The sequence below is a fragment of the Rhodothalassium salexigens DSM 2132 genome, from assembly GCF_004341375.1.
In the GTDB taxonomy this organism is placed as follows: Bacteria; Pseudomonadota; Alphaproteobacteria; order Sphingomonadales; family Rhodothalassiaceae; genus Rhodothalassium; species Rhodothalassium salexigens.
The window spans coordinates 135,590-161,590 of the sequence record NZ_SLXO01000006.1; the positions used below are offsets into that span (position 1 = coordinate 135,590).

Sequence of the window (26,001 nt, forward strand, 5' to 3'; positions counted from 1 at the left end):
CGCCGCGCCCCAGCGGCGCGACCGGCACCCCAAGGGCCAGGCCCGCGACCGGGAGGCCAAGGCATGAGCGACAAACCCGACACTCGCAAGGGGCAACCGCCCACCGCGCCCACTACGCCCAAGGGCACCGAAACCGGAACGCCCGAACCAGGAAGCCCCGACGCGGCAAAGCCCGACACTGAACAGCCCCAGGCCAGCACACCCGAGACCGGCACACCCCCGGCCAGCATACCCCAGGCCAACACGCCCCAAACCGGCCCACCGGAGACCGGCACACCCGAGACCGGCCGGTCTGCGCACCCGTCATCAAGGGCCGGCGCGACGGGCGCCCATCGGGCCAGCCTGTTCTTCTGTCACGGCATGTGGTCGACCGGCGCGTGTTTCGACATGCTCGCCGGCGATCTGCGCGCGCTCGGCTATCGCTGCCACGCGCCGACCCTGCCGGGCCATGACGTCGACCCCGCCTGCCCGCCGCCCGAGGGGCTCGGGCGACTGTCGATGACCGATTATGTGGACGCGCTGGAGGCCGAGATGCGCGCCTTCGACCCCCGGGCGATCATCGTCGGCCACTCCATGGGCGGGCTGTTGGCGCAGTTGCTGGCGGCGCGCGGCCTGGGCCGGGGCTTGATCCTGCTGGCGCCGGCGCCGATGGCCGGTGCCAACACCACCCACCCTTCGCCAAGCGCCATCTTCCTGCCCCATCTGGCGCGCTGGGGCTTCTGGCGCCGGCCGCACAAGCCCGGTTGGGGCCGGGTGCGCTGGGGCGTGTTCAACGGCGTGCCGGAGGACGAGGCGCGCGCCTGGTACAATGCCTATGTGTGGGAATCGGGCCGCGCGCTCGCCGAACTGGCGTTCTGGTGGGCCGACCCCGGCCGCGCCACCCGGGTCGACACCGCCCGCGTGACCGGGCCGGTGCACATCTTCGCCGGCCGCCGCGACCGGATCACGCCGCTGGGCTTCGCGCGCCACACCGCGCGCGCCTATGGCGACCGGGCGACCCTGACCGTGCTGCCCGACGCCGGGCACTGGCTGATCGGCGAACCCTGGCGGCGCGACACCGCCGACCGCATCGCCGCCTTGCTGCCGGCGTTGATCCAGGCCACCGCCGACGCCGACGCCACCCCCGACCCATCGGGAGCCGGCCGATGAGCCGGCCGGTGCGCGCGGCGGTGATCCAGATGGGCTCGACCGGCTTCGACGTGGACGCCACGCTCGGGCGCATCTCAAGCCGCGTCGCCGAGGCGGCGGCCCAGGGCGCCGAGATCGCCGTGCTGCCCGAAGCGCTGCTCGGCGGCTATCCCAAGGGGCTCGACTTCGGCGCCCGGGTCGGGCTGCGGCTCGACCGTGGCCGCGACGCCTTTCAGCGCTACCATGCCGCCGCCGTCGACCTGCCGGGTCCGGCGCTGGGGCGGTTGAGCCGCATCGCCGCCGACAATCGGGTCTATCTGGTGGTCGGGGTGGTCGAACGCGACGGCGGCACGCTCTACTGCACCCAGGTCCATCTGGACCGACGCGGGCGGTTTCTGGGCAAACACCGCAAGACCATGCCGACCGCCAGCGAACGGCTGATCTGGGGCTTCGGCGACGGCTCGACCCTGCCGGTGTTCGATACCGAACATGGCCGGGTCGGCGGCGCGATCTGCTGGGAAAACTATATGCCGCTGCTGCGCATGGCGCTTTATGGCGACCAGGTGCAGCTGTACTGCGCGTCGACCGTCGACGACCGCCCGACATGGCAGCACGCCATGCACCATATCGCCTATGAAGGCCGCTGCTTTGTGCTGTCGGCGGCCCAGGTGATGCGCCGGCGCGACTATCCAGACGATTATGACGCGCTCGGCGACAATGATCCCGACGCGCTGCTGATCCACGGCGGCAGCGTCATCGTCTCGCCGTTCGGGGAGACGCTGGCCGGGCCGCTCTACGACGCTGAGGGCGTGCTGGTCGCCGAGTTGGACCTGGACCAGATCGCGCGCGGCAAGTACGACCTGGACGTGGTCGGCCACTATGCCCGCCCGGACCTGTTTCAACTGCACGTCAACACCCGCCCGCAACGCCCGGTAGCGCGCACCAATGGCGGCCCGCCGCCCGCCCTGTCCGAAGGCGACGGCCCTGAGTATCCCACCCCCCATGACGAGTGACCGCCCCAACCGCCCCGCCCCCGACGCCGGCTCGCCGCCGGCTGCGCCCGGGTCGACGCCGTCTGGTGGGGCAAGCAGCCTGCGCGTGCCCGACGGCGGCCCGCCGCCCGGCCCGTGCCCGCCCACCGGAAGCCGCGCCGGCGCCGAGGCGCTGGCGGTGATCCTGACCGTTACCGTGCCGCCGTTCATCGCCCCGGCGCTGGGGCTGTTCTCGGCCGTGTTCGGGGTCGCGGCGGCGACGCTGTTCCTGGCCCGTTCGGGGCAGAGTTGGGCGTCGCTGGGCCTCGCCCGGCCGGCGCGGCCGTGGGCCACCCTCGGCCAATCCACGGTGCTTTATGGCGCCGTGCTGGTGCTGGTCACCGGTGTGCTGCAACCCGCCCTCACGGCCCTCGGCCTCGGCGCCCCCGACGTCAGCGCGTTCAGCGGCGTCGAGGGCGACACCGCAAGCTGGCTCGCGCTGCTGGCCTTTTCCTGGGTCATGGCGGCGTTCGGCGAAGAGATGATCGCGCGCGGCTTCCTGCTCGACCGGCTGGCGCGGCTGATCCCCTCGGCGCGCGGCGGGCTGGTGCTCGCCCTGGTGCTGCAAGCCGCCCTGTTCGGCGCCGCACACGCCTATCAAGGCCCGGCAGGGGTGATCCTGACCGGTTTTCTGGGCCTGGTCTTCGCCATCGGCTATCTGCTTGCCGGGCGCAATCTGCTGGTGCCGATCCTGGCCCACGGGGTCACTAATACGGTGTCGCTGACCGCACTCTATGTGGGGCTCGGGCCGGCCTGAGCGTGCGATCCGCTTGGGGCGACCCGGGACTTGTGCTATAGTGCGCCCATGACATGGTTCGGTTTCCGTTTTCTGGTCGGCCTGTGCCTGACCCTCGCTGTCGCCCATGGGGCCGGCGGGCAGAGCATGGGCTCGCGCCCCGGCCCGGTCGAGACGCAAGAGCAAACCATGCCGGCCGCACCGGCACCCGCCGCGCCGGTTTGCCGGGCCGAGCTTGAAGGCCAGTTGTCGTGCCAGGCCAACCGGGTGTGCGAATGCGGATTTCGCCAGGCGGTGCCGGCGCGCGGCCTGCCCGACCGCTGGGTCTGGGACTGCGGCATCACCCGGCCGCGCTGCCGCTCGGTCCCGGCCGAGATCCAGGAGTTTCGCGGCCAGCCGATCCCCCATGGCGCCTATGGGCCGAGCGGCTATCTGCCGCCCAACGTGTTCATCACCGTCGACGAGCGGGGCCGCGAGCGCCTGGTGGTCAACGGCCAGATGCGCCCGCTGCCGGCCCAGCCGCCCCGCTAAGGCCGCCCGCGCGGGTCGCGCCCTTGCCCCGCCCCGGATCCCGCCACCCCCTGGCTTCCCGGCACGCCGGCCGGCACACCGCGCCGGCGGCGGCTTTCTTGAATGCCTCCAGTGACAGGCTATGCTCACCCTCGGATCTGATTGCGACGGGAGCCAGAGCATGGATCGAGACCAACTGACCCACCACATCCAGGACGCCATGGCCGCCAAGGGGCTGAGCTATGCCTGGGTGGCCGAGGCCGCCGGCCTGTCGCCGGTATTCACCACCGCAGCCCTGCTGGGCCAGATGGCGCTGCCCGCCGACGCCGCCGCGCGGGTCGCCGACCTGCTGGACCTGCCCGAGGCGGCGACGGGGCTGGCGCGCATCCCGTCGCGCGGGTCGCTGGGCATGGCCGTGCCCACCGACCCGCTGATGTATCGCTTCTACGAAATCGTCCAGGTCTACGGCACCACCTTGAAAGCGCTGATCGAAGAGGAATTCGGCGACGGCATCATGTCGGCCATCGACTTCGACATGGCGATCTCGCGCCAGCCCGACCCCAAGGGCGACCGGGTCAAGGTGGAGATGACCGGCAAATTCCTGCCCTACAAGAAAAGCTGAACCCCGCGCCGCCCCACCCCACAGGCGCGGGCGGGGGCGCGGTCGCAAGGGACGAGGCGGCAGCGGCGAAGGCGGTGGCCAGTGACGGGCCAGTGACGGGCCAGGCGCCGGCCAGACGCGGGCCAGTGGCGTGACCGGCCCGCGACATGGTCGCTACTGGCCCGCGCCCGAGGCGCCGGTGTCGGCCCCTGCCGGGCCAGCGTCGTCCCAGCCCGACGAATGCTCGCGGAACCATTTGTCCATATAGAGCACGGTGCGCAGCATGTTGGACGGCTTGCGGCTGGTGCCGTGCCATTCGTCGTTCATCGGGATCAACTTGGTGGCCACGCCGCGGCGCTTGAGCGCGGCATAGAATTCCTCGGCCTGGGCCAGCGGCGTGCGCAGGTCCCGGACCCCGGTCATCAACAGCGTCGGCGTGGTCACCCGGTCGGCGTGCATGATCGGCGAATGGTCGAGCCAGCGCGCCGGGTCGTCGAAAAAGTCCGGCCGGAAGCGGGTATAGGCCCATTCGGCGATGTCGGCGGTGCCGGCGAAGCTGATCCAGTTGATCACCGGACAGCGCGACGCCGCGGCGGCGAACCGGTCGGTGTTGATCACCGTCCAGGCGGTCAACACGCCACCGCCCGAACAGCCCTGCACGAACATCCGGTCGGTGTCGATGCTGCGCCGCTCGATCGCCGCGTCGGTGGCCGCCATCAGGTCGTCGAAGTCGCGCCGGCCGGGATAGCGGTTGTCGATGGCGTTGGCGAAATCGCTGCCATAGCCGGTCGAACCGCGCGGATTGGCATAGACCACCACATAGCCGAGGCCGGCGAACATCTGGAACATCGGCCGGAAATTGACGCCATACATGGCGTGCGGCCCGCCATGGATCGCCAGCAGGAGCGGATAGCGCCGCGTGGCGTCATAGTCCGGCGGGGTGACGATCCAGCCCTGAACCCGGGCGTCGTCGCTCGACCCGACGGTGAACTCCTCCACCGTGCCCAGGGCCACGCCGTCGAGGATATCGGCGTTGACGTCGGTGAGCATCAGCGGGTCGGCGCGGCGCTTGAGGGTCAGGCGGTAGATGTTGGTGGTCGCCTGCGGAGCCGATCGATGGCCCACCGCCACGCCGCCGTCGCTGATCGCGGTCAGGGTCAGGCTGTGCATGCCCTCGGTCACCGGCTCGTGGCCGCCGTCGAGGCGCCCCTCGTGGATCTGGGTGCGCCCCTCGGCGGCCAGGGTGAAGAAGAAACGCTTGCCGTCGCGCGCCCACAGCAGCGACCGGGGCGCATTGGCCAGCCCGGCCAGCACCAACCGATCATTGCCGCCGTCGATATCCACGGCGCGCACCACGGTCGGGCGATAGTTGGTCTCCACCGCCACCGCGCCGCTGTACAGCACCGTCTGGCCGTCGGGCGATACGCGCGGGCTGCCCCAACCGCCATCCTGGCTGGTCAGTTGGCGAACCGCGCCGCCCGAGGGCGACACGGCGAGAATGTGCGAGGTCCAGGGGTCGGCGGCATCGGGATCGTCGACCATGTCACCGGCGAACAGGATCTCGCTACCGTCGGGGCGCCACTGCGGGCGGCCTTCCACATCCCACGGCCCGTCGGTGATCTGGCGCGGCGTGCCGCCGGTGGCCGGCACCACGAACAGATGATCGTATCCGGTCTTCGGCCCCTGGCGATCGCGGCGATAGTGCAGCGTGTCGATAACCGCGGGGTCGGGCGTCCACTCGGCGTCCTTCGGTCGCGGCAGCGCGATGGTCCAGGACGGTTCCATCGCCACCTCGGAGACGAACGCCAGGCGTTTGCCGTCGGGCGACCACTGGAGCCGCGACGGTGCCGTGCGCCCCCAGGTGATCTGGCTGGTGGCACCATCGTCGACCCAGCGCACGAACAGCTGCGCGTTGCCGTCGGCGTCCTCAGCCACATAGGCCAGGCGGGTGCTGTCGGGCGACCAGCGCGGGTCGCTGCCCTCGACCAGCTCGCGCGGCCGGCTGCCGTCGGCGCGCATGATCCACTGCCGGGTGACCCAGCGGTCCGTGTACTTGTCGACGCTCGACCGCGCGTAGACGATCCGTTCGCCGTTGGGCGAGATCTGCGGCGCCGAGGCCCGCTCCCAATCGAGCCAGTGCTCGATCTTGAGCGGCTCGGGCGCCTCGGCCGCGGCGCCGTTTTCGGCTGTGTCTCGAACTGTGTCTTGGGCCGCGTCTTCGGCCACCGCCAAGCCGGGCAGAAGTGCCCAGGCCATCGCCGCCAATCCGACCCGTCGCCATGTCGTCATGATCACCCTCCCTCATAGGCCGCCGCGAAACCAACGGTGAGGCGACGGTAACCCATCGGCCGGGTCCGGGTCACTCGACACATGGGCGATTGTCTGCTGCGGGTCACCTGTTATGCGCGATCGCGGGACCGCAGCGGCGCTCAGATACCGCCGCCCTGGCTGTAAAGCACGGTGTGAATACCGCATTCGGTCTTGGCTTGGCCGCGCCAGCGCCCGGCGCGCGGGTCCTCGCCCGGGGCCACCGGCTCGGTGCACGGCTGGCAGCCGATCGACAGATAGCCGTCGGCCTCCAGCGGGTGGCGCGGCAGGTCGTGGGCGTCGAAATAGCCGTCCAGATCGTCGCGGGTCCAATTGGCCAGCGGGTTGACCTTGATGCGGCCCTCCTCGGCCTCGAACATGGGCAGCCGTTCGCGGCTCGACGCCTGATAGCGCTTGCGCCCCGACAGCCACACATCGACGCCGTCGAGCGCCCGCGCCAGCGGCACCACCTTGCGCACATGGCAGCAGGCGTCGGCGTCCTGGTGCCACAGCACGCCCTTGGGGTCGGCCTGGGCCAGCGGCTCGGGCTCGGGCTCGACGACGCGCAGATTGGTCAGGCCGAGCCGCTCGACCAGCTTGCGCCGATAGCGCCGGGTCTCGCCGAACAGCTTGCCGGTGTCGACGCTGACCACCGGGATGGTGCGGTCCACCTGGGCAGCCATGTGCAGCAGCACCGCCGACTCAGCGCCGAACGAGGTCACCAGCGCCACCCGTTCGCCCACGAACAAGGTCTTGAAGGCCGCGCGCAACACGTCGCGCGGGTCGGCATCTTCAAACTCGGCCGACAGGATCTGCGCCTTGGCGGCCTTATAGTCGGTGAAATCGATCATGGTCATGGTCACGGCCCTTTCCCTTTCGGTCTAGGCCACGGCGAACTTGGCGTCGTGACGGCGTTCGAGCGCGGTGGCCGGGCGGTCGGCGCGCACCTGGTCGAGCGCGGTGGACTGCATGGGCACCTCGAAGCGGGCGAGCGCGGCGCGCGCCACCGGCTCGCGGTTGGACGACACCGCCAGGCTGTCGAAGCCGCAGCGGGCCAGGAACCGCGCCTGATCGGGCAGCAGCGGCCCGGCCGCGCGCACCTCGCCGCGATAGCCCAGATCCTTGCGCAACCGCATGGCCAGGGTGAAGCCGCGCCCGTCCTTGAAGTCAGGAAAAGCGATCTCGACCAAGTGCAGCCGGTCGACCCAGGGGGCAAGCCGCGCGGGCTCGGTGTCGCCGGCGACGCGCACGCCGACCGCGCCGAACGCGCGCACCACCGCCTCGCCGTCGCGCTCCAGCCGGTCGAGGCTGACCAGCCCGTGGGTCTGCGGGCTCAACGCGGTGTCGTCGTCGATCTCGGGCCAGTCGTGGACGCGGCGGCCCGGCGTCAGCTTAAGCAGGTGCATAGAGAGCCTCCTTGAACGGGTCGGCGCCCAGCCGGCGATAGGTGTCCAGAAACCGCTCGCCGCCCTCGCGCAGGGACAGATAGGTGTCGATCACCGTCGCCACCGCGTCGACGATACCGTCTTCGGAAAAGCCCGGGCCGACGATCTGGGCAAGCGACGCGTCTTCCGCGCCCGACCCGCCGAGCAACAGCTGGTAGGCCTCGTCGCCCTTCTTGTCGACGCCCAGAATGCCGATATGGCCGGCATGATGGTGGCCGCAGGCGTTGATGCAGCCCGAGATCTTGATCTTCACCTCGCCGATGTCGGCCAGGCGTTGCAGATCGTCGAAGCGCGCGGCGATCTTCTGCGCCAGCGGGATCGAGCGGGCATTGGCCAGCGCGCAATAGTCGAGCCCGGGGCAGGCGATGATGTCGGTGACCAGCCCGGCATTGGCGGTCGCCAGGCCGTGGCGCGCCAGGGCGGCGAACAGCACCGGCAGGTCGGCCTTCTTGACGTGCGGCAGGACCAGATTCTGTTCGTGGGTGACGCGGATTTCGCCGGCCGCGTCGAAGCGATCGGCCAGGTCGGCCACCGCCTCCATCTGCTCGGCGGTGGCGTCGCCGGGGATGCCGCCATGGGGCTTGAGCGAGATCACCGCGCTGGCATAGCCGGGCTGGCGGTGCGACATGACGTTATGGTCCATCCACAGTCGGAAGCCGGTGTCCTGGTCATAGGCGCGGAGCACATGGGCGGGCTCGGCGGCCACCGCCTCGAAGGCCGGGGCGGCGAAGAAGGCTTGCAGGCGCGCCATCTCGGTCTCGGCCAGGCGGTCGATGTCCCGGTTCGCGTCGCCGAGCCGCTCGAACTCCGCCTCGACCGCGCGGGCGAACGCCTCGGCGCCCATCTCGTGGACCAGGATCTTGATCCGCGCCTTGTACTTGTTGTCGCGCCGGCCGAACCAGTTGTAGGTGCGCAAGATCGCGTCCAGATAGCGCAGCAACTGGCCCTCGGGCAGGTGGCGGCGGATCGTCGGGCCGACGAACGGCGAGCGCCCCATGCCGCCGCCGACGATCACCTCGAAGCCGCGGCCGTGCTCGGCGTCGTCGTGCAGGATCAGCCCCACATCGTGCAGCCGCACCGCCGCCCGGTCGTTGGCGCTGGCCACCACCGCAACCTTGAACTTGCGCGGCAGATAGCTGAATTCCGGGTGCAACATGGACCATTGCCGGATCAACTCGGCATAGGGCCGGGGGTCGGCGATCTCGTCGGCGGCAGCGCCGGCGAACTGGTCCGACGTGACATTGCGGATGCAGTTGCCCGAGGTCTGGATGGCGTGCATCTCCACATCCGCCAATTCGGCCAGGATATCGGGCACGTCCTTCAGCGCCGGCCAATTGTACTGGACGTTCTGGCGGGTGGTGAAATGGGCATAGCCCTTGTCGTAAAGGCGCGCGATGCGGGCCAGCCGGCGCATCTGCGCCGACGACAGCGTGCCATAGGGGATCGCCACCCGCAGCATATAGGCGTGCAGTTGCAGATAGAGCCCGTTCATCAGCCGCAGCGGCTTGAACTCGTCCTCGCTCAATTCGCCCGACAGGCGGCGCGTCACCTGATCGCGAAACTCGGCGATGCGGTCGCGCACCAGGGCGTGGTCATATTCGTCATACCGGTACATGGGGCAGCGCTCTCTCGGTTCGGACGGGTCGAATCGGATCGGGTCCGGGGGGGCGGCGGACCAGGGCAGCGGGGCCGATAAGATTCCAATTCAGTTGGCAGATTGATAGCCCAGGTCGCGGCGTACCGTGGGGCCGGTGGCGCGGATCGCCTCGCGGTTGCGCGCCGGGCGCGGCCGGTCTTCACCGTCCAGCACGGCGCCGATCAACGCCGGCTCGACCACCAGATTGGCCACCGCGTCGGCCTGCGCCCGGTCCATCAGATAGTCGGCCATGTCGTCATTATGGGCGACCGCGGCTTGGCCCGCCTCGCCCTGCCAGTCGCCGGCGGCGGTGAGGAACACCACCCGGCCGGTCAACAGGTCATTGGCGGTGACGATCCACGGGCCTTGGGGCTTTTTCTTCGGCATCGGTCCGGTCCTCTTTTGGATGGGCGCTCGGATTGGGCGATCGGGCGGGTCAGCCGGCCCGGCTTTCGGCATCGGCGAACAGGGGCGCCAGTGCTTCGGCCGGCCAGTCGCGGGCCAGGCGCGCCACCTCGCCGATCACGATCATCGCCGGGCTTTCGATGGCGTGGACGGCGACCAGGTCCGGCAGGTCCACCAGCCGGCCATAGACCCGCCGTTCGCCCGCCTGGGTGCCGCGTTCGATGATCGCCACCGGCAGGTCGGCGGGCGCGCCGTCGCCGGTCAGCCCTTGGGCGATGTCGCGCGCGGTGGTGACGCCCATATAGACCGCGAGCGTGCGCCCCGGCCCATAAAGCCCGCGCCAGCTTTGCGCGCCGCCGCCCTTGAGCTGGCCGGTGACCAGGGTCACCGCCGAGGCATGGTCGCGGTGGGTCAGCGGGATCAGGCTGTGCGCCGCGCAGCCGGCCGCTGCCGTGACGCCGGGCACCACCGACACCGCCACGCCGGCGGCGGTCAGGTCCTCGACCTCCTCGCCGGCGCGACCGAACACGAACGGGTCGCCGGACTTCAGCCGCACCACCCGGTTGCCGGCGCGCGCCTCGCGGATCAGCAGATCGTTGATCGCCGCCTGCCCCCACGAGGGGTGGCCGGCGCGCTTGCCCACATGGACGAAGCGCGCGTCGCGGCGCGCATAGTCGAGCACATCCTCCGAGACCAGCCGGTCATAGACGATCACATCGGCCTGTTGCAGCGCCCGGTGCGCCTTGAGCGTCAGCAATTCGGGGTCGCCGGGGCCGGCGCCGACCAGCAGCACCTCGCCCCCGGCTTCGCCTGCGGCCTTGCCCTGGTCGCGCTCGGCGGCCGCCGTCTGGGCCAGGCGCTCCAGCCGCGCGCCCAGGGCGTCGTCGGACAGCGCCAGCAGGTCGTCGCCCGCCGCGCCGTCGAAGAACCGGTCCCAGAACCGGCGCCGGTCGGCCCCCTCGGGCAGCACCGCCTTCAGCCGGTCGCGAAACCCGGCGGCATTGTCCACCAGCCGGCCGAAGCCCTGGGGCAGCCACGCCTCGATGCGCGCGCGCAACCGACGGCCGAGCACCGGCGCGCCGCCATTGGTGCAGATCGCGATGCTCAAGGGGTCGCGGTCGACGATGGCGGGGGTGATGAAGTCGCACAGGGCCGGCCGGTCGACCACATTGACCGGCACGCCGGCGGCGCGCGCGGCGCTGGCCACGGCGGTGTCGGCGGCCGCGTCCTCGGTGGCGGCATAGACCAGCGCCACGCCGGCCAGGTCGGCGGGCTCGAACGCGCGCGCGGTCACCTCGACCCGGCCGCGCCAGTCGCCGAGACCGGCCCAGCCGTCGGGCGCCACCACGCGCAGCCGCGCCGGCGTCTTGGCAAGCAGGCGCAGCTTGGCGTGCGCCGCTTCGCCGTCGCCGACCACGAGCACGGTGCGACCGTCGAGGCGAACATTGATCGGCAGGGTACGCATGGGGCTCGGGCCTCCTGTGTCGGCATGTGCAGTGCGACAAAGGTAGGCGCGCGCCAAAACGCTCACAAACGAGCTTTTCTTAGGCCGGGCATAGAAATTATTGCCCGGCCCCAGCTGCCCCCAAATCGAGCCGCCCGCCCCCCGGATCGCGCCGCAAAAAAGCGGCGGTCCGCCGGACGGACCGCCTTCACCGTCTTGGCGACGGCGCGACCGGGCTGCCGGCGCACCGATGGCCGCCGGCAGCGCGCTGTGCCTTAGCGGGCCTCGGCCAGTTCCACCTTGTCGCCGACCAGGCTGGCATATTGCTCGGGCGTCAATTGCTCGATGCTGGCGATGCCGCAGGACGTGCGACCGAAGGTGATGCGGTCGCGGAACGCGCCCTGAAGCCGGCCCATATGGGTCGCCGACAACTTGGCGGGCTTGCCCTCGAACGCCGCCGGGCAGGGCTCGCTCAGTTCGGCGCGATACTTGTTGCGCTTGCTCCAGTCATAAAGCACCAGCGTGTCGGCATCGACCGCCGTCCAATAGCCGATATCGTGCTTGGATACGCTGTCGCCGGCGCTCGCCGTGGTGGTCGCGGCGGTGGCCAACAGGCCCGCCGCCAGGATCGTCTTGAAGGTCGCTCGCATGTCGTGGTCTCCGTTTTTGATTGTTGCCGCGCGGCCTCTTTCAACCCGCGCGTCTCCAACCATGATCCCACGCTGCTCCTGCGTCCACTTAGCAAATCGTTGACCCGCTATTGAAAAAGTAAAAAACTAAAAAGTTGTTTTGAAAGCCAAAACCACGCGTTCAAGAAAATGAACACGCGCCATCGACCATTCGATTAACATATATCGGTTTGACATATTTATGACGACTAAACCCCTAAACCGACATGCGCCCGACCGATCGTTCGGCCGGGCGCATCCGGTGCAACCGCGGGGCGTCGAACCGCCAGGGCGGGTCAGGCGCCGCCGGGCTTGAGTTCCTGCAGCAGGAAGGTGGCGATCAGCGCGTCGCGCACCGCCATCTGCTTGAGATTGGCGGCCGCGGAGTGCCCGCCCTCGGTGTTCTCGTAGTAGAGCACGTCATGGCCCTGTTCGAGCATCCGGGCGGCCATCTTGCGGGCATGGCCCGGGTGCACCCGGTCGTCCTTGGTCGACGTGGTCAGGAAGAGGCTCGGATAGCTGCGCTCCGCCGACACCTTTTGATAGGGCGAATAGCCGGCGATCCACTGGCGCTCTTCCGGGATGTCGGGGTTGCCATATTCGCCGATCCACGACGCCCCGGCCAGGAGCTTGTGATAGCGCATCATGTCCATGAGCGGCACGGCACTGACCACGGCGCCGTAGAGGTCGGGGCGCTGGGTCATCACCGCGCCCACCAACAGGCCGCCATTGGACCCGCCATAGATGCCCAGATGCTGCGGGCTGGTCACCTTGCGACGGATCAGGTCTTCCGACACGGCGATGAAGTCGTCATAGGCGCGCTGGCGGTTCTCCTTGAGCGCCGCCTGGTGCCATTTGGGCCCATACTCGCCGCCGCCGCGGATGTTGGCGATCACATAGACGCCGCCACGCTTGAGCCACGCCTGCGCCATCGGTGAGGCATAGCCCGGGGTCAGCGCGATCTCGAAGCCGCCATAGCCGTATTGCAGCGTCGGCGCCGTGCCGTCGAACGCCAGATCCTTGGCGCGGATGACGAAATAGGGCACCGCCGTGCCGTCGGCCGAGGTGGCGAAATGCTGTTCGGTCACATACGGGCTGGGGTCGAAGCGTTCGGGCAGGGCCTGGGCGACGCTCGGTTCCTCGCCCGGCTCGACCGCATAGAGCGTGTCGGGGGTCAGAAAGTCCTCATAATTGACGAACGCCAGGTTGAGCGTGTCGTCGGTGCTGGTCACCCGGACGCTGCCGGTGGTCGGCAGGTTCACCGCCTCGGAAGCCCAGCCGCCCCGGTCGTCGAGCCGCACGGTCATCAACCGGCCCTTCACGTCCTCCAGCATCGACACATAAATCACGTCGCGGGCCAGCGATACGCCTTCGATGGCGCCCTTGTCGCCGGGCGCCAGCACCACCTGCGCAGCCGCGGTCTCGCCGGCCTGCAACCGGTCGAGCGGCACGGCGATCAGCGCGCCCTTGGGCAGCGTGCGCTCGCCCACCGTCCAGTCGGAGCGCAACAGCGCCATCAATTGGCCCTTGAACACGCCACGGAAGTCCACGTCGTCGGGCAGCGGCAGGCGCGTGGTCTCGCCGGTGTCGGACACCCGGAACAATTCCTCGGAGAAGAAATCGGCGGCGCGGTTGACGAACAGATAGCGCCCCTCGCCCTGACGGCGGATGCTCATGGGCACGGCGAAGGCGTCGCTGGTCTCGCCCTCGAACACCAGCTTGGCGTCTTCGAGCAGCTGGTCGCGGTGCCACAGCCGCACGGTCATCGGATAGCCCGAGCTATTGGTCTTGCCGCCGTCATTGGGGGTGGCGACCAGCAACCGGTCCTCGTCGACCCAGGCGGCCCACTGCTTGGCCTCGTCGAGCCGGAAGCCGCCGATGGGGAAGCTTTTGGTGGTCATGTCGAACTCGCGCACCACCACGGCGTCGCCGCCGCCGCGCGACAGTTCCACCAGGCACCGGCTGGAGTCGGGGCCGAGGCAGGTACGGCCCTTATAGACCCAGTTCTCGCCCTCTTCCTCGGCGAGCGCGTCCACGTCGAGCAACACCTCGAAATCGTCGAGCCGGCCGCGACGGTAGTCGGACAGCTCGAAGCGGCGCCAGATGCCGCGCACATGGGTGCTGTCCTGCAGGAAATGGTGCACCTGCCGGCCCTGGATGCTGCCATAGGCGATGCGGTCCTCGGCGGTGCGCAGCTGCTCGGCGCGGGCGCGAATGTCCTCGTAACGGCTGTCGCCGGTCAACCGGCCGAGCGCGCGGTCGTTGCGCGCCTCGACCCAGTCGAGGGCGCGTTCGCCCTCCACCTGTTCAAGCCACAGATAGGGGTCGGCCGACACCGCCGTCCCGGCGGCCTGGCCGGCCTCTTGGGTCTGCTGGCCCTCTTGGGCCTCTTGGGCCTGCGGGGTCGCCTCGCCCTCTGTCGCCTCCTGGGCCGAACCGGCCGTGGGTCCCATAGCTGTCATCATCGTCACCATCGCGATCATCGATACCTTATGCCAGGGCATCCTGTCTGTCCTTCTTCCCTGTTTGTGCGGTCCAGGGCCCAAGCGTGCCCCTGGCTTCGCGGCCAAGCTTGCGGCGCCCGCAGGGCCGAAATGCGGCGAAAACCCCCGTCTGTCCAACGCCCGCCCCCCGCCGACACCGCCGCTTAAAAACGATCCTTGGCCGCGCGCACCGCGGCGAACACGGCGGCCGCCGGCGCGCCCTCCAGGCCCTGGGCCGCAGCCAGTTCCGGCCGGTCGGCGCGCAGGAACGGGTTAGTGGCGCGCTCCGCGCCCAATGTCGACGGCACGGTCGGGCGCCCCGCCTCGGCCGCAGCCGCGACCTCCGCAGCGCGGGTGCGCAAGGCGGCGTTATCGGGTTCCACCGTCAGCGCGAAGCGGGCGTTGGCGGCGGTGTATTCGTGCGCGCAGCACACCGCCATGTCATCGGGCAGGTCGGCGAACCGCGACAGCGACGCCCACATCTGCTCGGGCGTGCCCTCGAACAACCGCCCGCAGCCGAGCGCGAACAGCGTGTCGCCGCAGAACAGCGCCCGCGCGTCCTCGAACACCAACGCGATATGGCCGCTGGTATGGCCCGGCGTCTCGACCACCCGGCCGGCGATGGCGCCGACCCGCACGGGGTCGCCGTCCGCCACCGGCTCGTCGAGCGTGGCGATGCGGTGGGCGTCGGCGGCCGGGCCCACCACGCGCGCGCCATAGCGGTCCTTGAGCGCCTGATTGCCGCCCACATGGTCGGGGTGGTGGTGGGTGTTGAAGACGATCGACGGGCGCCAGCCGCGGGCGTCGAGCGCGGCGATCACCGGCGCCGCCTCCCCCGGGTCGACCACCGCCACCGTGCCGGTGTCGGGGTCGCGCACCAGATAGACGTAATTGTCGTTCAGCGCCGGGACCAGCACCATCTCGAAGCCGGTGCCGGGCACGGTCACCGGCGCGCGCGGCGGGCTGCGGTCGGTCATGGAGCCTCCTTTGCATAAATCCGGTCGGGATCGTAGGCGGGCGCGCCCTCGGTGACCAGACCGGGCGCCTGCGGGTCGCCCGCCAGCCGGCGGTAGAAACAACTGCGATAGCCCACATGGCACGCCCCCGGGCCGGTCTGCTCCACGGTCAGCAGCACGGTGTCCTGGTCGCAGTCGGTGCGCATGGCCACCAGCTTCTGCACGTGGCCCGAGCGTTCGCCCTTGCGCCACAAGGCGTTGCGGCTGCGCGAGAAATAGTGCGCCTCGCCGGTGGCGAGCGTGCGCCGCACCGCCTCGGCGTTCATGTAAGCGAGCATCAGCACCTGACCCGTGGCCGCGTCCTGGACCACCGCCGGCATCAGCCCCGCAGCGTCGAAGCGCGGCGCGAAGCGGTCGCCGCGCTCGATCGCCTGGACATCGGTGCGCGGGGCGAAGCCGGCACCAGAAGCTGCCTCGGGGGGCGTCTCGGGGAGCGTCTCGGGCGCAGCTTCTGGGGCAGTATCGGGGGCGGTTTGGGGGGCGCTGTCGCGGTCGGTCACGGTGTCTTCCATCGCCGGAGGTATTCGCCTTATGTTGTGGGGTGCCCGGGCGGCGCGGTCAAGCCGACCGCATGGCAAGGGTCAGGGCTCAGCCGCCCAAGGCCCGGCCCGGCGGCAGCCCAAAGCCCAGCCCGGCGGCAGCCGAAAGCCCGGCCCCACAAGCCGCTCACAAGGACCCACGCGCCCGCCGATGGAATGGCAAGACACCGGTATCGTCCTCGCCGCCCGCCGCCACGGCGAGGGCCACGCGATCGTCGACGCGCTGACCCCCGGCCGGGGCCGGACGCGCGGCTATGTGCGCGGGGCGACGTCGCGGCGGCTGCGCGGCGTGCTCGAACCGGGCAACGAGGTGGCGCTGACCTGGCGCGCGCGGCTCGAACAGCATCTGGGCGCCTTCCAGGTGGAACTGGTGCGCGCGCGCGCCGGCCCACTCCTGGGCGACCCGGCCAAGCTCGCCACGCTCAGCGCCGCCTGCACCCTGCTGACCCTGACCCTGCCCGAGGGCGAGGCCCATGCCGGCGCGTTCGGCGCGCTTCGAGCGGTGCTCGACCTGTTGGCGGGCCTGGAGGTGGCGCCCGAGGCGATGGCGGCGGCACTGGTGCGGCTTGAACTGGGGCTGCTCGGCGACCTGGGCTATGGCCTCGATCTCAGCCGCTGTGCGGCCACCGGCACCACCGCCGACCTGGTCTATGTGTCGCCGCGCACCGGCCGGGCGGTCAGCCGCAAAGCGGGCCGGCCCTATCGCGACAAGTTATTGCCTCTGCCGGGGTTTCTGCTCGGCAGTCAGGCCGGGCCGGTGACCGCCGAAACGGCGGGCGCGGGGCTGCGCCTGACCGGCTTCTTCCTCGAACGGCTGGTCCTGCACCCGGCCGACCGCACCCTGCCCGACGCGCGCGGCCGGCTCGCCGCCCTGCTGGCTGCCAAGGTCGGCTCGGACGCCGCGACCGACGGCGGGGATGACGCGAGCGCGCGGACAGAGTAAGCCAAGGCCCAAACCCGATCCCGAACCGACCCGATCGCGCCGGCCGGCCACGGCCACCGACGACCGAGCTTGAAGGCCACCGCCCCATGACCGACACGCCCAGCCCCACCGACGGCGACGCCATCATCGACACGCCGTTCGCCGACGCGCTCAACGAACGCTATCTGGCCTATGCGCTGTCGACGATCATGGCGCGCTCGCTGCCCGACGTGCGCGACGGGCTCAAGCCGGTGCACCGCCGGCTGCTCTACGCCATGCGGCTGATGAAGCTGGACCCCGACAAGGGCTTCAAGAAGTGCGCGCGGGTGGTCGGCGACGTGATCGGTAAGTATCACCCCCATGGCGACCAGGCGGTCTATGACGCCATGGTGCGCCTGGCCCAGGATTTCGCCGTGCGCTACCCGCTGGTCGACGGCCAGGGCAATTTCGGCAATGTGGACGGCGATAACGCCGCCGCCATGCGCTACACCGAAGCCCGGCTGACCCGGGCGGCGATCCGACTCATGGAGGGGCTCGACGAGAACGCCGTCGATTTCCGCGTGACCTATGACGGCGAGGAGGAAGAGCCCGCCGTGCTGCCGGCCGCCTTCCCCAACCTGCTGGCCAATGGCGCCTCGGGCATCGCGGTGGGCATGGCGACCTCGATCCCGCCGCACAATGCCGCCGAGTTGATCGACGCCTGCCAGGTCCTGATCAAGGCGCGGCGCGGCGTGCGCGGCCCGGTGGCCCATGAGGAACTGCTCGCCCTGGTGCCCGGCCCCGATTTTCCCACCGGCGGCCTGATCGTCGAGCCGCGCGCCAGCATCGCCGAGGCCTATGCCACCGGGCGCGGCGGCTTTCGCCTGCGCGCGCGCTGGCACACCGAGGATCTGGGCCGTGGGCAGTATCATATCGTGGTCACCGAGATCCCCTATTCGGTGGGCAAGTCCAAGCTGATCGAGCGCATCGCCGACCTGATCCACGAGCGCAAGCTGCCGATCCTGGCCGATGTGCGCGACGAGTCCACCGACGAGGTGCGGGTGGTGCTGGAGCCCAAGAGCCGCTCGGTCGACGCCACCGTGCTGATGGAAAGCCTGTTCAAGCTGTGCGACCTGGAAATCCGTTACAGCCTGAACCTCAACGTGATCGACCTGGACGGCCGGCCGCGCGTGCTGTCGCTGGGCCAGGCGCTCGAAGCGTTCCTCGACCACCGGCTCGACGTGCTCAAGCGGCGCACCGACCACCGGCTCGACAAGATCGCCCGGCGGCTGGAAATCCTCGACGGCTATCTGGTCGCCTATCTGAACCTGGACGAGGTGATCCGCATCATCCGCGAGGAAGACGAGCCCAAGGCCGAGTTGATGCGCGCCTTCTCGCTCACCGACACCCAGGCCGAGGCGATCTTGAACATGCGCCTGCGCGCGCTGCGCAAGCTCGAAGAGATCGAGATCCGCAAGGAGCACGACGCACTGTCGGCCGAACAGGCGGAGTTGCAGGCGCTGATGGCCGACCCGGGCCGGCAGTGGCGCCGCCTGGCCAGCGACCTGGACGCGGTGCGCGCCGACTTCGGCCCCGACAGCCCCTTGGGCGCCCGACGCACCGGCTTCGCCGAGGCCGACGCGCGCGCCGCCGAGATCCCGCTCGAAGCCATGGTCGAACGCGAGCCGGTGACCATCGTGTGCTCGCGCCGCGGTTGGATCCGCGCGCTCGCCGGCCATCTCGACGCCGACAAGGACCTGACCTTCAAGGAAGGCGACGAGGAGCGGTTCCGCTTCCACGCCCACACCACCGACTATATCCTGGCGTTCACCTCGGCCGGGCGCATGCACACCATCCTGGCCGACAAGCTGCCCGGCGGGCGCGGCCATGGCGAGCCGTTGCGCCTGATCGTCGAACTCGACGGCGATGAGGATCTGGTCGCGCTTCTGCGCTACGAACAGGGCCACGACCTGTTGCTGGCCTCGTCCGAGGGCCGGGGCTTCCGGGTCGAGGCCGAGAAGTGCCTGGCGCAGACCAAGACCGGGCGCCATCTGATGAACCTGCGCGACGGCGTGCGCGCCACCCATTGCCTGGTGGTCGAGGACGGCCAGGACACGGTGGCGGTGATCGGCCGCAACCGCAAACTGTTGGTGTTCGAGCTCGACGAGGTGCCGTACATGACCCGGGGGCGCGGGGTGATCCTGCAGAAGTATCGCGACGCCACCCTGTCCGACCTGACCCTTCTCAAGGCGGCCGAGGGCTTAAGCTGGCCCATGGGCGGCAATTCGGGCCGCGTGCGCACCGAGACCGACCTGACGCCCTGGCGCGGCCGACGCGGCGCGGTCGGCAAGATCCCGCCCCAGGGCTTCCCGCGCTCCAACCGCTTCGACGGATAGGCGCCGGCCCGGTTATCGCCCCGTTCCGGCCCCGAAAGGCCCGCCCGTCCCCCGGTTCGCCGCCCTGCCGCGGTCATTGCGAGCCGCCGCCAGGCGGCGCGGCAATCCATGGGACGCTGGCGCGGCGGCGGCGGGCGTCGAGACGGTGCGATGGCGGCCACGGCTGGCGGCGATTGGATTGCTTCGCTGCGCTCGCAAGGACCGAAGCGGGGGCAGCGCCTGGTTCACGACGACCCAAGGGACGGACGCCCCGAGGGAGGGAAGCGACCCTTGCTCGCCCCCGGGCTGCCTTCCGCCCCGCGATGCCCCCTCATCGACACCAGACAGGGGTGACGCCGGCGGCGCCGGGTGGGGCGCCGTCAGGCGCCCTCGCGGCGTGCCTCCAGGGTCAGCCACTGGTCTTCCTTGTCGGCCAGCTTGGCTTGCAGACGCGCCAGTTCGCGGGTCGCCTTGTCGAACCGGGCCGGGTCGCGTTCATAGAGCGAGGGATCGGCCAGCAGCGCTTCGAGCTTGGCGATCAAGCCTTCGAGCTTCTCGATCTCGCCAGGCAGCGCGTCGAGCGTGCGCTGCTCCTGATAGCTGAGCTTGGCCGCACGGCCCGCCGCCGGCTTGGCGCCGTCGCCAGCAGCCGCCGGGCCGGCTTGCGCCGCTTGCTTGGCCGCCGGCTTCTTGCGCGCCCGCCGCGCCGCACCGCCGGCCCCGTCCAGCCAGCCGGCCACCGCGCCTTGTGCCTCGGCGTCGGAAAAGCCGCCGGCATACTCCACCACGCCGCCCCGGCCGTCGACCATGATCGTCGAGGTCACCACATGGTCGAGCAACGCCCGGTCGTGGCTGATCAGGACGATCGTGCCGTCGAAGTCGCTCAACAACTCCTCCAGCAGTTCAAGCGTCTCCATGTCCAGATCGTTGGTCGGCTCGTCGAGGACCATCAGATTGCACGGCTTGAGCAACTCGCGCGCCAGCAAAAGCCGGTTCTGTTCGCCGCCCGACAGCACCTTGACCGGGCTCTTGGCCTGGGCGGCGGTGAACAAAAAGTCCTTGAGGTAGCTGACCGCGTGCTTGGCCTTGGCGCCCTCGCCCACCATGTCGCCGCGCCCGCCGGTGACCGTGTCCCAGACGCTGGCCTCGGGGTCGAGCGTGCTGCGCCGCTGGTCGATCGACAGCACTTCGAGATTGGTGCCGAGCCGCACCGTGCCCGCATCGGGCGCCAGCGCGCCGGTCAGCATCTTGACCAGCGTGGTCTTGCCCGCCCCATTGGGGCCGATGATGCCGACCCGGTCGCCACGATGGATGCGGGTCGAGAAATCGGCGACGATGGTCCGCTCGCCATAGCGTTTGGCGATATTGCGCGCCTCGACCACCAGCTTGCCGGACTTGGCCGCCTCGGTGGTCTGGGCCACCGCCTTGCCGGTCGGCGCCGGGCGGTTGGCGCGGTCGGCGCGCAGGCTTTGCAAGCGCCGCAGCCGGCCCTGGTTGCGCTTGCGCCGCGCGGTGATGCCCTCGCGCGACCAGCGGGTTTCCTCGGCGATGCGCTTGTCGAGCTTGTCGTTGGCCTCGGCCTCGTCCTCCAGCACCTTCTGCGACCAGTCGGCGAAACCGCCGAAGCCGCGGTCGAGGCGCCGGATGCGCCCGCGGTCGAGCCACAGCGTGCCGCGGCTGACCCGTTCCAGAAACGCCCGGTCGTGGCTGATCACCACGAACGCGCCGGCAAAGCGCGCCAACTGGCCTTCGAGCCAGGCGATCACCGACAGATCCAGATGGTTGGTGGGCTCGTCGAGCAACAGGAGGTCGGGCCGGCCGACCAAGGCGCGGGCCAGCGACGCCTTGCGCAACTCGCCACCCGACAGCGTCTGCGGGTCGGCATCATGGGCGAGGCCCAGCGTATCCAGCCATTCCTCGGCCAAATGGGTGGCGTCACGCTCGGCCGGGCTCAGCCCGCCGGCCACATAGTCGAGCACGCTGGCGGCGTCACCGGGCTCGGGCGCCTGCGGCAGATAGACCAGCCGCGCGTCGCTGCGCCGGCGGATGTCGCCGCCGTCGGGCTCGATCAGCCCGGCGAGCATCTTCAACAGCGTCGACTTGCCGGCGCCGTTGCGGCCCACCAGGCACAACCGGTCGCCCGGCTGGACCATCAGGTCGAGCCCGTCGAACAGCGGCTTGTCGCCCAGGTGAAAGGTCAGGCCATTGGCCGAAAGCAGCGGTGCCGCCATGGACGGGGGTGTCTCCATTCAGAACTGTGATGCGACCGCCGGGGCCAGAGCCGGGCCCGGGCGCCACCGCTGCCCCGGCCGCCCGCCTTGTCGGGGCAGCGGCGGCCCACGGCCAGCGCTCCGGGGCGTGGCGGCGGCGGTCAAGGGCCGCCCGGGCAAGCGCGAGCGGCTTGCGTCAGTGGCTCATGAACACCGGGATCTGGGCGTCGGCGACGATGGTCCGGGTCACGCCGCCCAACACCATCTCGCGCCAGCGGTTGTGCGAATAGCCGCCGATGACCAGCAAATCGCCGCCAAGGCCCGCACATTCGGCGAGCAGCGCCTGGCCCATCTCGCGCTTGGCCGGTGCCTCGCGCGACACCGTCGCGGCGTCGATGCCGTGGCGCAGCAGGTAGCAGCGCACCTGGTCGAGCGACGGCCGGTCGGGGTGTTCCTCGCCCAGCGCCAGCACGCTCACCTTGGCCGCCCGGTGCATCAACGGCAGCGCCTCGGCGAGCGCGCGCGCCACTTCCGCGCGGCCGTTCCAGGCCACCACCACATGGCCGAAATCGGCCGAGGTGGCGGCGTCGGGGACCATCAACAGCGGCCGGCCGGCGCGGAACAGCACCTCGTTGAGCAACTCGCCCCGCGCGTCGGCGGCCTCGCCCTCGGGCTTGGGCACGACCACCAGATCGGCCAGCCGCGCCCGGCGCCCGGCATGGTCGGCGATCAGCCCCACCACCACTTCCCAGCCGGCGCTGGCATGGTCGGTGCCCAGGCCGTCTTCCATGGGCAGGCCGGTGTCCCGCGCCACCGCTTCGAACTCGGTGCGCGCGGCGGCTTCAAGCGCCAGGGATTCGCGCTCGGCCGCGTCGCACAGCTCCTGGATCGCGTCCGCGGTCATGCCTTCGCCCAAAAACGGGATCGCGCCGCGCGGGTCGGGCCGGATGAACAGGCCGCTCACATGGGCGGTCAAGGCCTTGGCGAGGCTCGTGCCCACGGCCAGGGCGCCGGTCCGGGGCGGCTTGTCGGTCATCGGCAGGATCAGGGTTCTGAGCATGGGCGGGTTCCTCAAGACGGGCTTGGCATAGCGGACCCGAACCGGCGGGCTCGGGAGGGCGGCGGCGCGCACGGCGCGGGATGCCGGGCTTGCCGGCCCCGGCGTTGCGTGCCGGCCCTGGCCCGGTTCATAAGATATTCAGCGCGCCAGGTCTACGACTGGCCCCATTGAGGACCATTGGATGACATTTAGGGACATGCTCCTGGCTGCTGGCCTGTTAACCCTGCTGCCCGCCGCCTCTGCCACCCCCGGGACCGGCCTTAGGGGCGACCAGGGCGGCGAGGCCTATCGCGAGCGGGTCGACAAGGATTTGATGGCCTATGGCGAGATCAAGAAGATCGCCGAACGGACCTTCGACGCGCGGGTGGTCAACCAGCGCCTGGAGGCCGAGCCCCGCGACGGCCCGCCGCGCTATCATCTGCGGCTGATCCGGCGCGACGGCACGGTGATCGACGTGATCCTGCACGCCAAGACGGGCGAGATCCTGACCGTGAAGGGAAGCGACTGATGCGCGTGCTACTGGTCGAGGACGACCCGGATCTGCAACGCCAGTTGAAGGCGGCGCTGGAAGACGACGGCTATGCCATCGACGTCTCGGCCGACGGCGAGGACGGCCACCATCTGGGCGCCACCGAGCCTTATGACGCCATCGTACTTGACCTCGGCCTGCCGGTGATGGACGGGCTGTCGGTGCTGACCCGCTGGCGCCGGGCCGATATCCGCACGCCGGTGCTGATTCTGACCGCGCGCGACAGTTGGTCGGACAAGGTGGCGGGGCTCGACCAGGGCGCCGACGACTATCTGACCAAGCCGTTCAAGACCGAGGAACTGCTGGCCCGGCTGCGCGCCCTGATCCGGCGGTCGTCGGGCCAGGCCAGTGCCGAGATCACGGTCGGGCCGCTGCGCCTCGACACCCGCACCGGCCGGGTGTCCATGGACGGCGAACCGGTGCGCCTGACCGCGCTCGAATACCGGCTGCTCAGCTATCTGGCCCACCACCAGGGCAAGGTGGTGTCGCGCACCGAATTGACCGAACATCTCTACGACCAGGATTTCGACCGCGACTCCAACACCATCGAGGTGTTCGTCACGCGCATCCGCAAAAAACTCGGTGGCGCCCCGCTGATCCACACCATCCGCGGGCTGGGCTATCGGCTGGAGGATGAGCGCGCCGGCTGACCGGGCCCGGCGTCTCTTTGACCATAAGGGGACCAGGCGATGCGGCCGGCGATTTTGCAACCGGGCTCGCTGACGCTGCGGCTGGTGGCGGTCGCCGGGGTCTGGGTGGTCGCCGCCCTGACCGCCGGCGGCGCGATCTTGTCGCTGGCGTTCCGCGACTATGCGGTGCGCGACGCCGAGGCCTTGCTGACCCAGACCCTGGAAACCCTGATCGGCGTCACCGAACATGGCGGGCCGGGGCCGCTCAGCTTCTCGCGCGCGCTCGGCGACGAACGGTTTCGCGAGCCCTATTCCGGCTATTACTGGCAGATCGCCCGCCCCGATGCCGCCCCGGCGGTGTCGCGGTCGCTGTGGGATGTGCGCCTGGACCCCGACTGGGACCGGCCGGCGGCACGCGGTGCCTATCGCCTGCTCGACGGCCCCGACGGCCAGCGGCTGAAGGCGGCGGTGCGCGACGTCACCCTGCCCGGATCGCCCGAGACGCTACGCTTCATGGTCGCCACCGACATCGCCGAGGTGGAGGCCGATATCGACCGCTTCAACGCGCTGATCCTGCGCGCCCTGGGGCTTTTGGGCGTCGGGCTGCTGGCCGCTGTCGGCTTGCAGGTGGCGGTCGGGCTGCGGCCCTTGCGCCGGGTCCAGTCGGGCCTCGCCGCCATCCGCTCGGGCCACGCCCAGCGCCTGGACGACGACTACCCGCCCGAAATCCGCGCCCTGGTGGACGAACTCAACGCCCTGTTGAGCCACAACGAAGCGATCGTCGAGCGCGCGCGCACCCATGCGGGCAATCTGGCCCACGCGCTCAAGACGCCCTTGTCGGTGCTGGTCAACGACGCCACCGCCACCGACACGGTGCCGGCCGAGACCGTGCGCCGGCAGACCGCCGCCATGCAGGCCCATGTGGACCACCATCTGCGCCGCGCGCGCGCTACCGGCAGCGGGCTCGGCCATGTGACCGCCATCGACAAGCCGCTGGCCAGCCTGATGCGCGCCATGGACAAGATCTATCGCGACCGCGGGCTCGACCTGGAGATGGACCTGGACGACGACCTCAAGGTCGCGGTCACCCACCAGGATCTGGAAGAGGTGATCGGCAATCTGCTGGACAATGCCTGCAAATGGGCCGCCGGTCGGGTCCGGGTCAGCGCGCACCGGGTCACCGGCGCGCGCCGGGCCATGGTGCGCATCCGGGTCGCCGATGACGGCCCGGGCGTGCCGGCGGCCGAGCGCGAGACGCTGTTCCGACGCGGCCGCCGGCTCGACGAAAGCGTGCCCGGCACCGGCCTCGGCCTGGCGATCGCGCGCGATATCGCCGAGCTCAATGGCGGCCAGATCGCCTTGGCGCGCGCCGACCTCGGCGGCCTCGACGCCGCCGTCGACCTGCCGGCGGTCGACTGACCCCGCCCGTCACGAACGCGCTCAGAAGCGCGGGCGGCGTTTTTCGCGGAACGCGGCCAGGCCCTCGCCATGGTCGGCGCCCTGGTGCATGGTCACGAAGCTGTCGACGATGGCCTGGGTCTCGGCGCGCTGACCGGCCAGGGCCGCGTCCACCTGCGCCTTGGAGACCCGGACCGACGCCGCCGACAGACCGGCGATCTCGCCCACCAGGGCGTCGAGCCGGGCGTCGAAGGCGTCCGTGGGCGCGCATTCGTCCACCAGCCCGATGCGCAACGCCTCGTCGGCGTCCACTTGCCGCGCGGTGAACAACAGCCGCTTGGCCTGGCCCGGCCCGATCAGGTCGACCAGCCGCACCAGGTCTTCGTAATTGTACAACAGCCCGAGCTTGGCCGGCGGAAAGCCGAACCGCGCCCGGTCGCTGGCCAGGCGGATGTCGGCGGCTCCGGCGAGGATGTAGCCGCCGCCGATGCACGGGCCGTCGATGGCGGCGATCACCGGCACCGGACAGCCGGCGACCGCGCGGCCGGCGTCGCGGATGGCGCGCTGGTTGGCCGCCGCCCCGGCCGGGTCGTCGCGAAACGCCTCGAACTCGGCCAGATCGGCGCCGGCGGCGAAGATGCCCGGCGTCGCCGAGGCCAGCACAAGCGCGCGCACGCCGGGCGCGGCCGCCGCCTCGGCGACCAGGTCGGGCACCGCCGCCCACATCTCGCGGCTGAACGCGTTCTTCATCGCCGGCCGGTCATAGACCAGCCGCGCCGCCGGGGCGTCGATCTCCAGTCGCAAGGTCGCCACCATGGTCACTCCTTCCCATTCGGTTGGTTTATCGAGCGTTTCGGCGGCCAGCTTAGGCGTCCGGTCGGCGTGCCGGCCAGCCCCCATCGCCCGCCGCTGCGGTCACGCCCTCCCCCGACCGCCCGACGCGCGCCAGG

At 70.6% G+C, this 26,001-nt stretch carries 23 protein-coding genes; 10 read left to right on the forward strand and 13 right to left on the reverse strand.

The annotated features are described in order from the left end of the window. Window positions 1–63 precede the first annotated feature (63 nt). The 5 genes from EV659_RS09375 to cynS all read left to right on the forward strand — a co-directional run bounded on the left by EV659_RS09375 (window position 64) and on the right by cynS (window position 4,027). Complete coding sequence (locus EV659_RS09375) at window positions 64–1,149, forward strand: alpha/beta hydrolase (RefSeq protein WP_165878814.1); 1,086 nt, start codon at window positions 64–66, stop codon at window positions 1,147–1,149. Continuing rightward, window positions 1,146–2,141, forward strand: coding sequence for a nitrilase-related carbon-nitrogen hydrolase (locus tag EV659_RS09380; protein ID WP_132708620.1), 996 nt, complete (start codon window positions 1,146–1,148; stop codon window positions 2,139–2,141). Before EV659_RS09375 ends, EV659_RS09380 begins: the two co-directional genes overlap by 4 nt. Beyond that, window positions 2,131–2,916: a CPBP family intramembrane glutamic endopeptidase gene (locus tag EV659_RS09385; protein WP_165878815.1), complete on the forward strand. Its 786-nt coding sequence runs from the start codon at window positions 2,131–2,133 to the stop codon at window positions 2,914–2,916. The genes EV659_RS09380 and EV659_RS09385 overlap by 11 nt, the downstream gene beginning before the upstream one ends. A gap of 48 nt (window positions 2,917–2,964) precedes the next feature. Beyond that, window positions 2,965–3,426 (forward strand): hypothetical protein, encoded by a 462-nt coding sequence (locus tag EV659_RS09390; protein WP_132708622.1) that lies wholly within the window; start codon window positions 2,965–2,967, stop codon window positions 3,424–3,426. Window positions 3,427–3,586: 160 nt separating this feature from the next. Then, a complete protein-coding gene (gene cynS, locus EV659_RS09395; RefSeq protein WP_132708623.1) occupies window positions 3,587–4,027 on the forward strand; it encodes a cyanase in 441 nt (146 codons plus the stop codon). Between the two features lie 153 nt (window positions 4,028–4,180). Here cynS and EV659_RS09400 read toward each other — a convergent pair whose 3' ends face one another. From EV659_RS09400 to hisI, 10 genes are all read right to left on the reverse strand, one after another. Beyond that, entirely contained in the window at window positions 4,181–6,295 is a 2,115-nt protein-coding gene (locus EV659_RS09400) for a S9 family peptidase (RefSeq protein ID WP_132708624.1), read from the reverse strand. 140 nt (window positions 6,296–6,435) lie between these two features. After that, a complete protein-coding gene (locus EV659_RS09405; RefSeq protein WP_132708625.1) occupies window positions 6,436–7,170 on the reverse strand; it encodes a phosphoadenylyl-sulfate reductase in 735 nt (244 codons plus the stop codon). A 24-nt stretch (window positions 7,171–7,194) separates the two neighbouring features. Then, a complete protein-coding gene (locus tag EV659_RS09410; RefSeq protein WP_132708626.1) occupies window positions 7,195–7,719 on the reverse strand; it encodes a DUF934 domain-containing protein in 525 nt (174 codons plus the stop codon). Next, window positions 7,706–9,373 (reverse strand): nitrite/sulfite reductase, encoded by a 1,668-nt coding sequence (locus EV659_RS09415; RefSeq protein WP_132708627.1) that lies wholly within the window; start codon window positions 9,371–9,373, stop codon window positions 7,706–7,708. Before EV659_RS09415 ends, EV659_RS09410 begins: the two co-directional genes overlap by 14 nt. 90 nt (window positions 9,374–9,463) lie before the next feature. Further along, window positions 9,464–9,781: a DUF2849 domain-containing protein gene (locus EV659_RS14860; RefSeq protein WP_132708628.1), complete on the reverse strand. Its 318-nt coding sequence runs from the start codon at window positions 9,779–9,781 to the stop codon at window positions 9,464–9,466. Between the two features lie 49 nt (window positions 9,782–9,830). After that, entirely contained in the window at window positions 9,831–11,264 is a 1,434-nt protein-coding gene (cysG, locus tag EV659_RS09425; RefSeq protein ID WP_132708629.1) for a siroheme synthase CysG, read from the reverse strand. A 254-nt stretch (window positions 11,265–11,518) separates the two neighbouring features. Continuing rightward, window positions 11,519–11,893, reverse strand: a complete 375-nt coding sequence (locus tag EV659_RS09430; protein WP_132708630.1) for a DUF6491 family protein — start codon at window positions 11,891–11,893, stop codon at window positions 11,519–11,521. Window positions 11,894–12,207: 314 nt separating this feature from the next. Next, the gene (locus EV659_RS09435; protein ID WP_132708631.1) at window positions 12,208–14,364 is read right to left on the reverse strand and encodes a prolyl oligopeptidase family serine peptidase; all 2,157 of its coding nucleotides are present in this window, start codon (window positions 14,362–14,364) and stop codon (window positions 12,208–12,210) included. A 194-nt stretch (window positions 14,365–14,558) separates the two neighbouring features. After that, complete coding sequence (gene gloB / locus EV659_RS09440) at window positions 14,559–15,371, reverse strand: hydroxyacylglutathione hydrolase (protein WP_200287994.1); 813 nt, start codon at window positions 15,369–15,371, stop codon at window positions 14,559–14,561. Next, the gene (hisI, locus tag EV659_RS09445) at window positions 15,368–15,778 is read right to left on the reverse strand and encodes a phosphoribosyl-AMP cyclohydrolase (protein ID WP_420877612.1); all 411 of its coding nucleotides are present in this window, start codon (window positions 15,776–15,778) and stop codon (window positions 15,368–15,370) included. Before hisI ends, gloB begins: the two co-directional genes overlap by 4 nt. Before the next feature lie 322 nt (window positions 15,779–16,100). On the opposite strand from hisI, the gene recO reads away from it, so the two are divergent. Both recO and parC read left to right on the forward strand, forming a co-directional pair. Continuing rightward, window positions 16,101–16,892 (forward strand): DNA repair protein RecO, encoded by a 792-nt coding sequence (gene recO, locus EV659_RS09450; RefSeq protein ID WP_132708633.1) that lies wholly within the window; start codon window positions 16,101–16,103, stop codon window positions 16,890–16,892. 86 nt (window positions 16,893–16,978) lie between these two features. Next, complete coding sequence (parC, locus tag EV659_RS09455) at window positions 16,979–19,246, forward strand: DNA topoisomerase IV subunit A (protein ID WP_132708634.1); 2,268 nt, start codon at window positions 16,979–16,981, stop codon at window positions 19,244–19,246. A gap of 359 nt (window positions 19,247–19,605) precedes the next feature. Here the strand turns inward: parC and EV659_RS09460 are convergent, their stop codons facing one another. Together EV659_RS09460 and EV659_RS09465 are read right to left on the reverse strand one after the other, a co-directional pair. After that, window positions 19,606–21,456: an ABC-F family ATP-binding cassette domain-containing protein gene (locus tag EV659_RS09460; protein ID WP_132708635.1), complete on the reverse strand. Its 1,851-nt coding sequence runs from the start codon at window positions 21,454–21,456 to the stop codon at window positions 19,606–19,608. A gap of 175 nt (window positions 21,457–21,631) precedes the next feature. Further along, window positions 21,632–22,495 carry a universal stress protein gene (locus tag EV659_RS09465; protein WP_132708636.1) on the reverse strand — a complete coding sequence of 288 codons (864 nt, stop codon included), beginning with the start codon at window positions 22,493–22,495 and terminating at the stop codon, window positions 21,632–21,634. Window positions 22,496–22,676: 181 nt separating this feature from the next. Between EV659_RS09465 and EV659_RS09470 the strand changes: the two genes are divergently transcribed. The 3 genes from EV659_RS09470 to EV659_RS09480 are packed head-to-tail and all read left to right on the forward strand — an operon-like array spanning window position 22,677 to window position 25,072. After that, window positions 22,677–23,003 carry a PepSY domain-containing protein gene (locus EV659_RS09470; RefSeq protein WP_132708637.1) on the forward strand — a complete coding sequence of 109 codons (327 nt, stop codon included), beginning with the start codon at window positions 22,677–22,679 and terminating at the stop codon, window positions 23,001–23,003. Next, window positions 23,003–23,674: a response regulator transcription factor gene (locus tag EV659_RS09475; protein WP_132708638.1), complete on the forward strand. Its 672-nt coding sequence runs from the start codon at window positions 23,003–23,005 to the stop codon at window positions 23,672–23,674. The genes EV659_RS09470 and EV659_RS09475 overlap by 1 nt, the downstream gene beginning before the upstream one ends. Before the next feature lie 39 nt (window positions 23,675–23,713). Further along, window positions 23,714–25,072, forward strand: coding sequence for a sensor histidine kinase (locus EV659_RS09480; protein ID WP_132708639.1), 1,359 nt, complete (start codon window positions 23,714–23,716; stop codon window positions 25,070–25,072). Between the two features lie 21 nt (window positions 25,073–25,093). On the opposite strand, the gene EV659_RS09485 is transcribed toward EV659_RS09480, so the two are convergent. Next, window positions 25,094–25,867 (reverse strand): enoyl-CoA hydratase/isomerase family protein, encoded by a 774-nt coding sequence (locus EV659_RS09485; protein ID WP_132708640.1) that lies wholly within the window; start codon window positions 25,865–25,867, stop codon window positions 25,094–25,096. Between the last annotated feature and the right edge of the window lie 134 nt (window positions 25,868–26,001).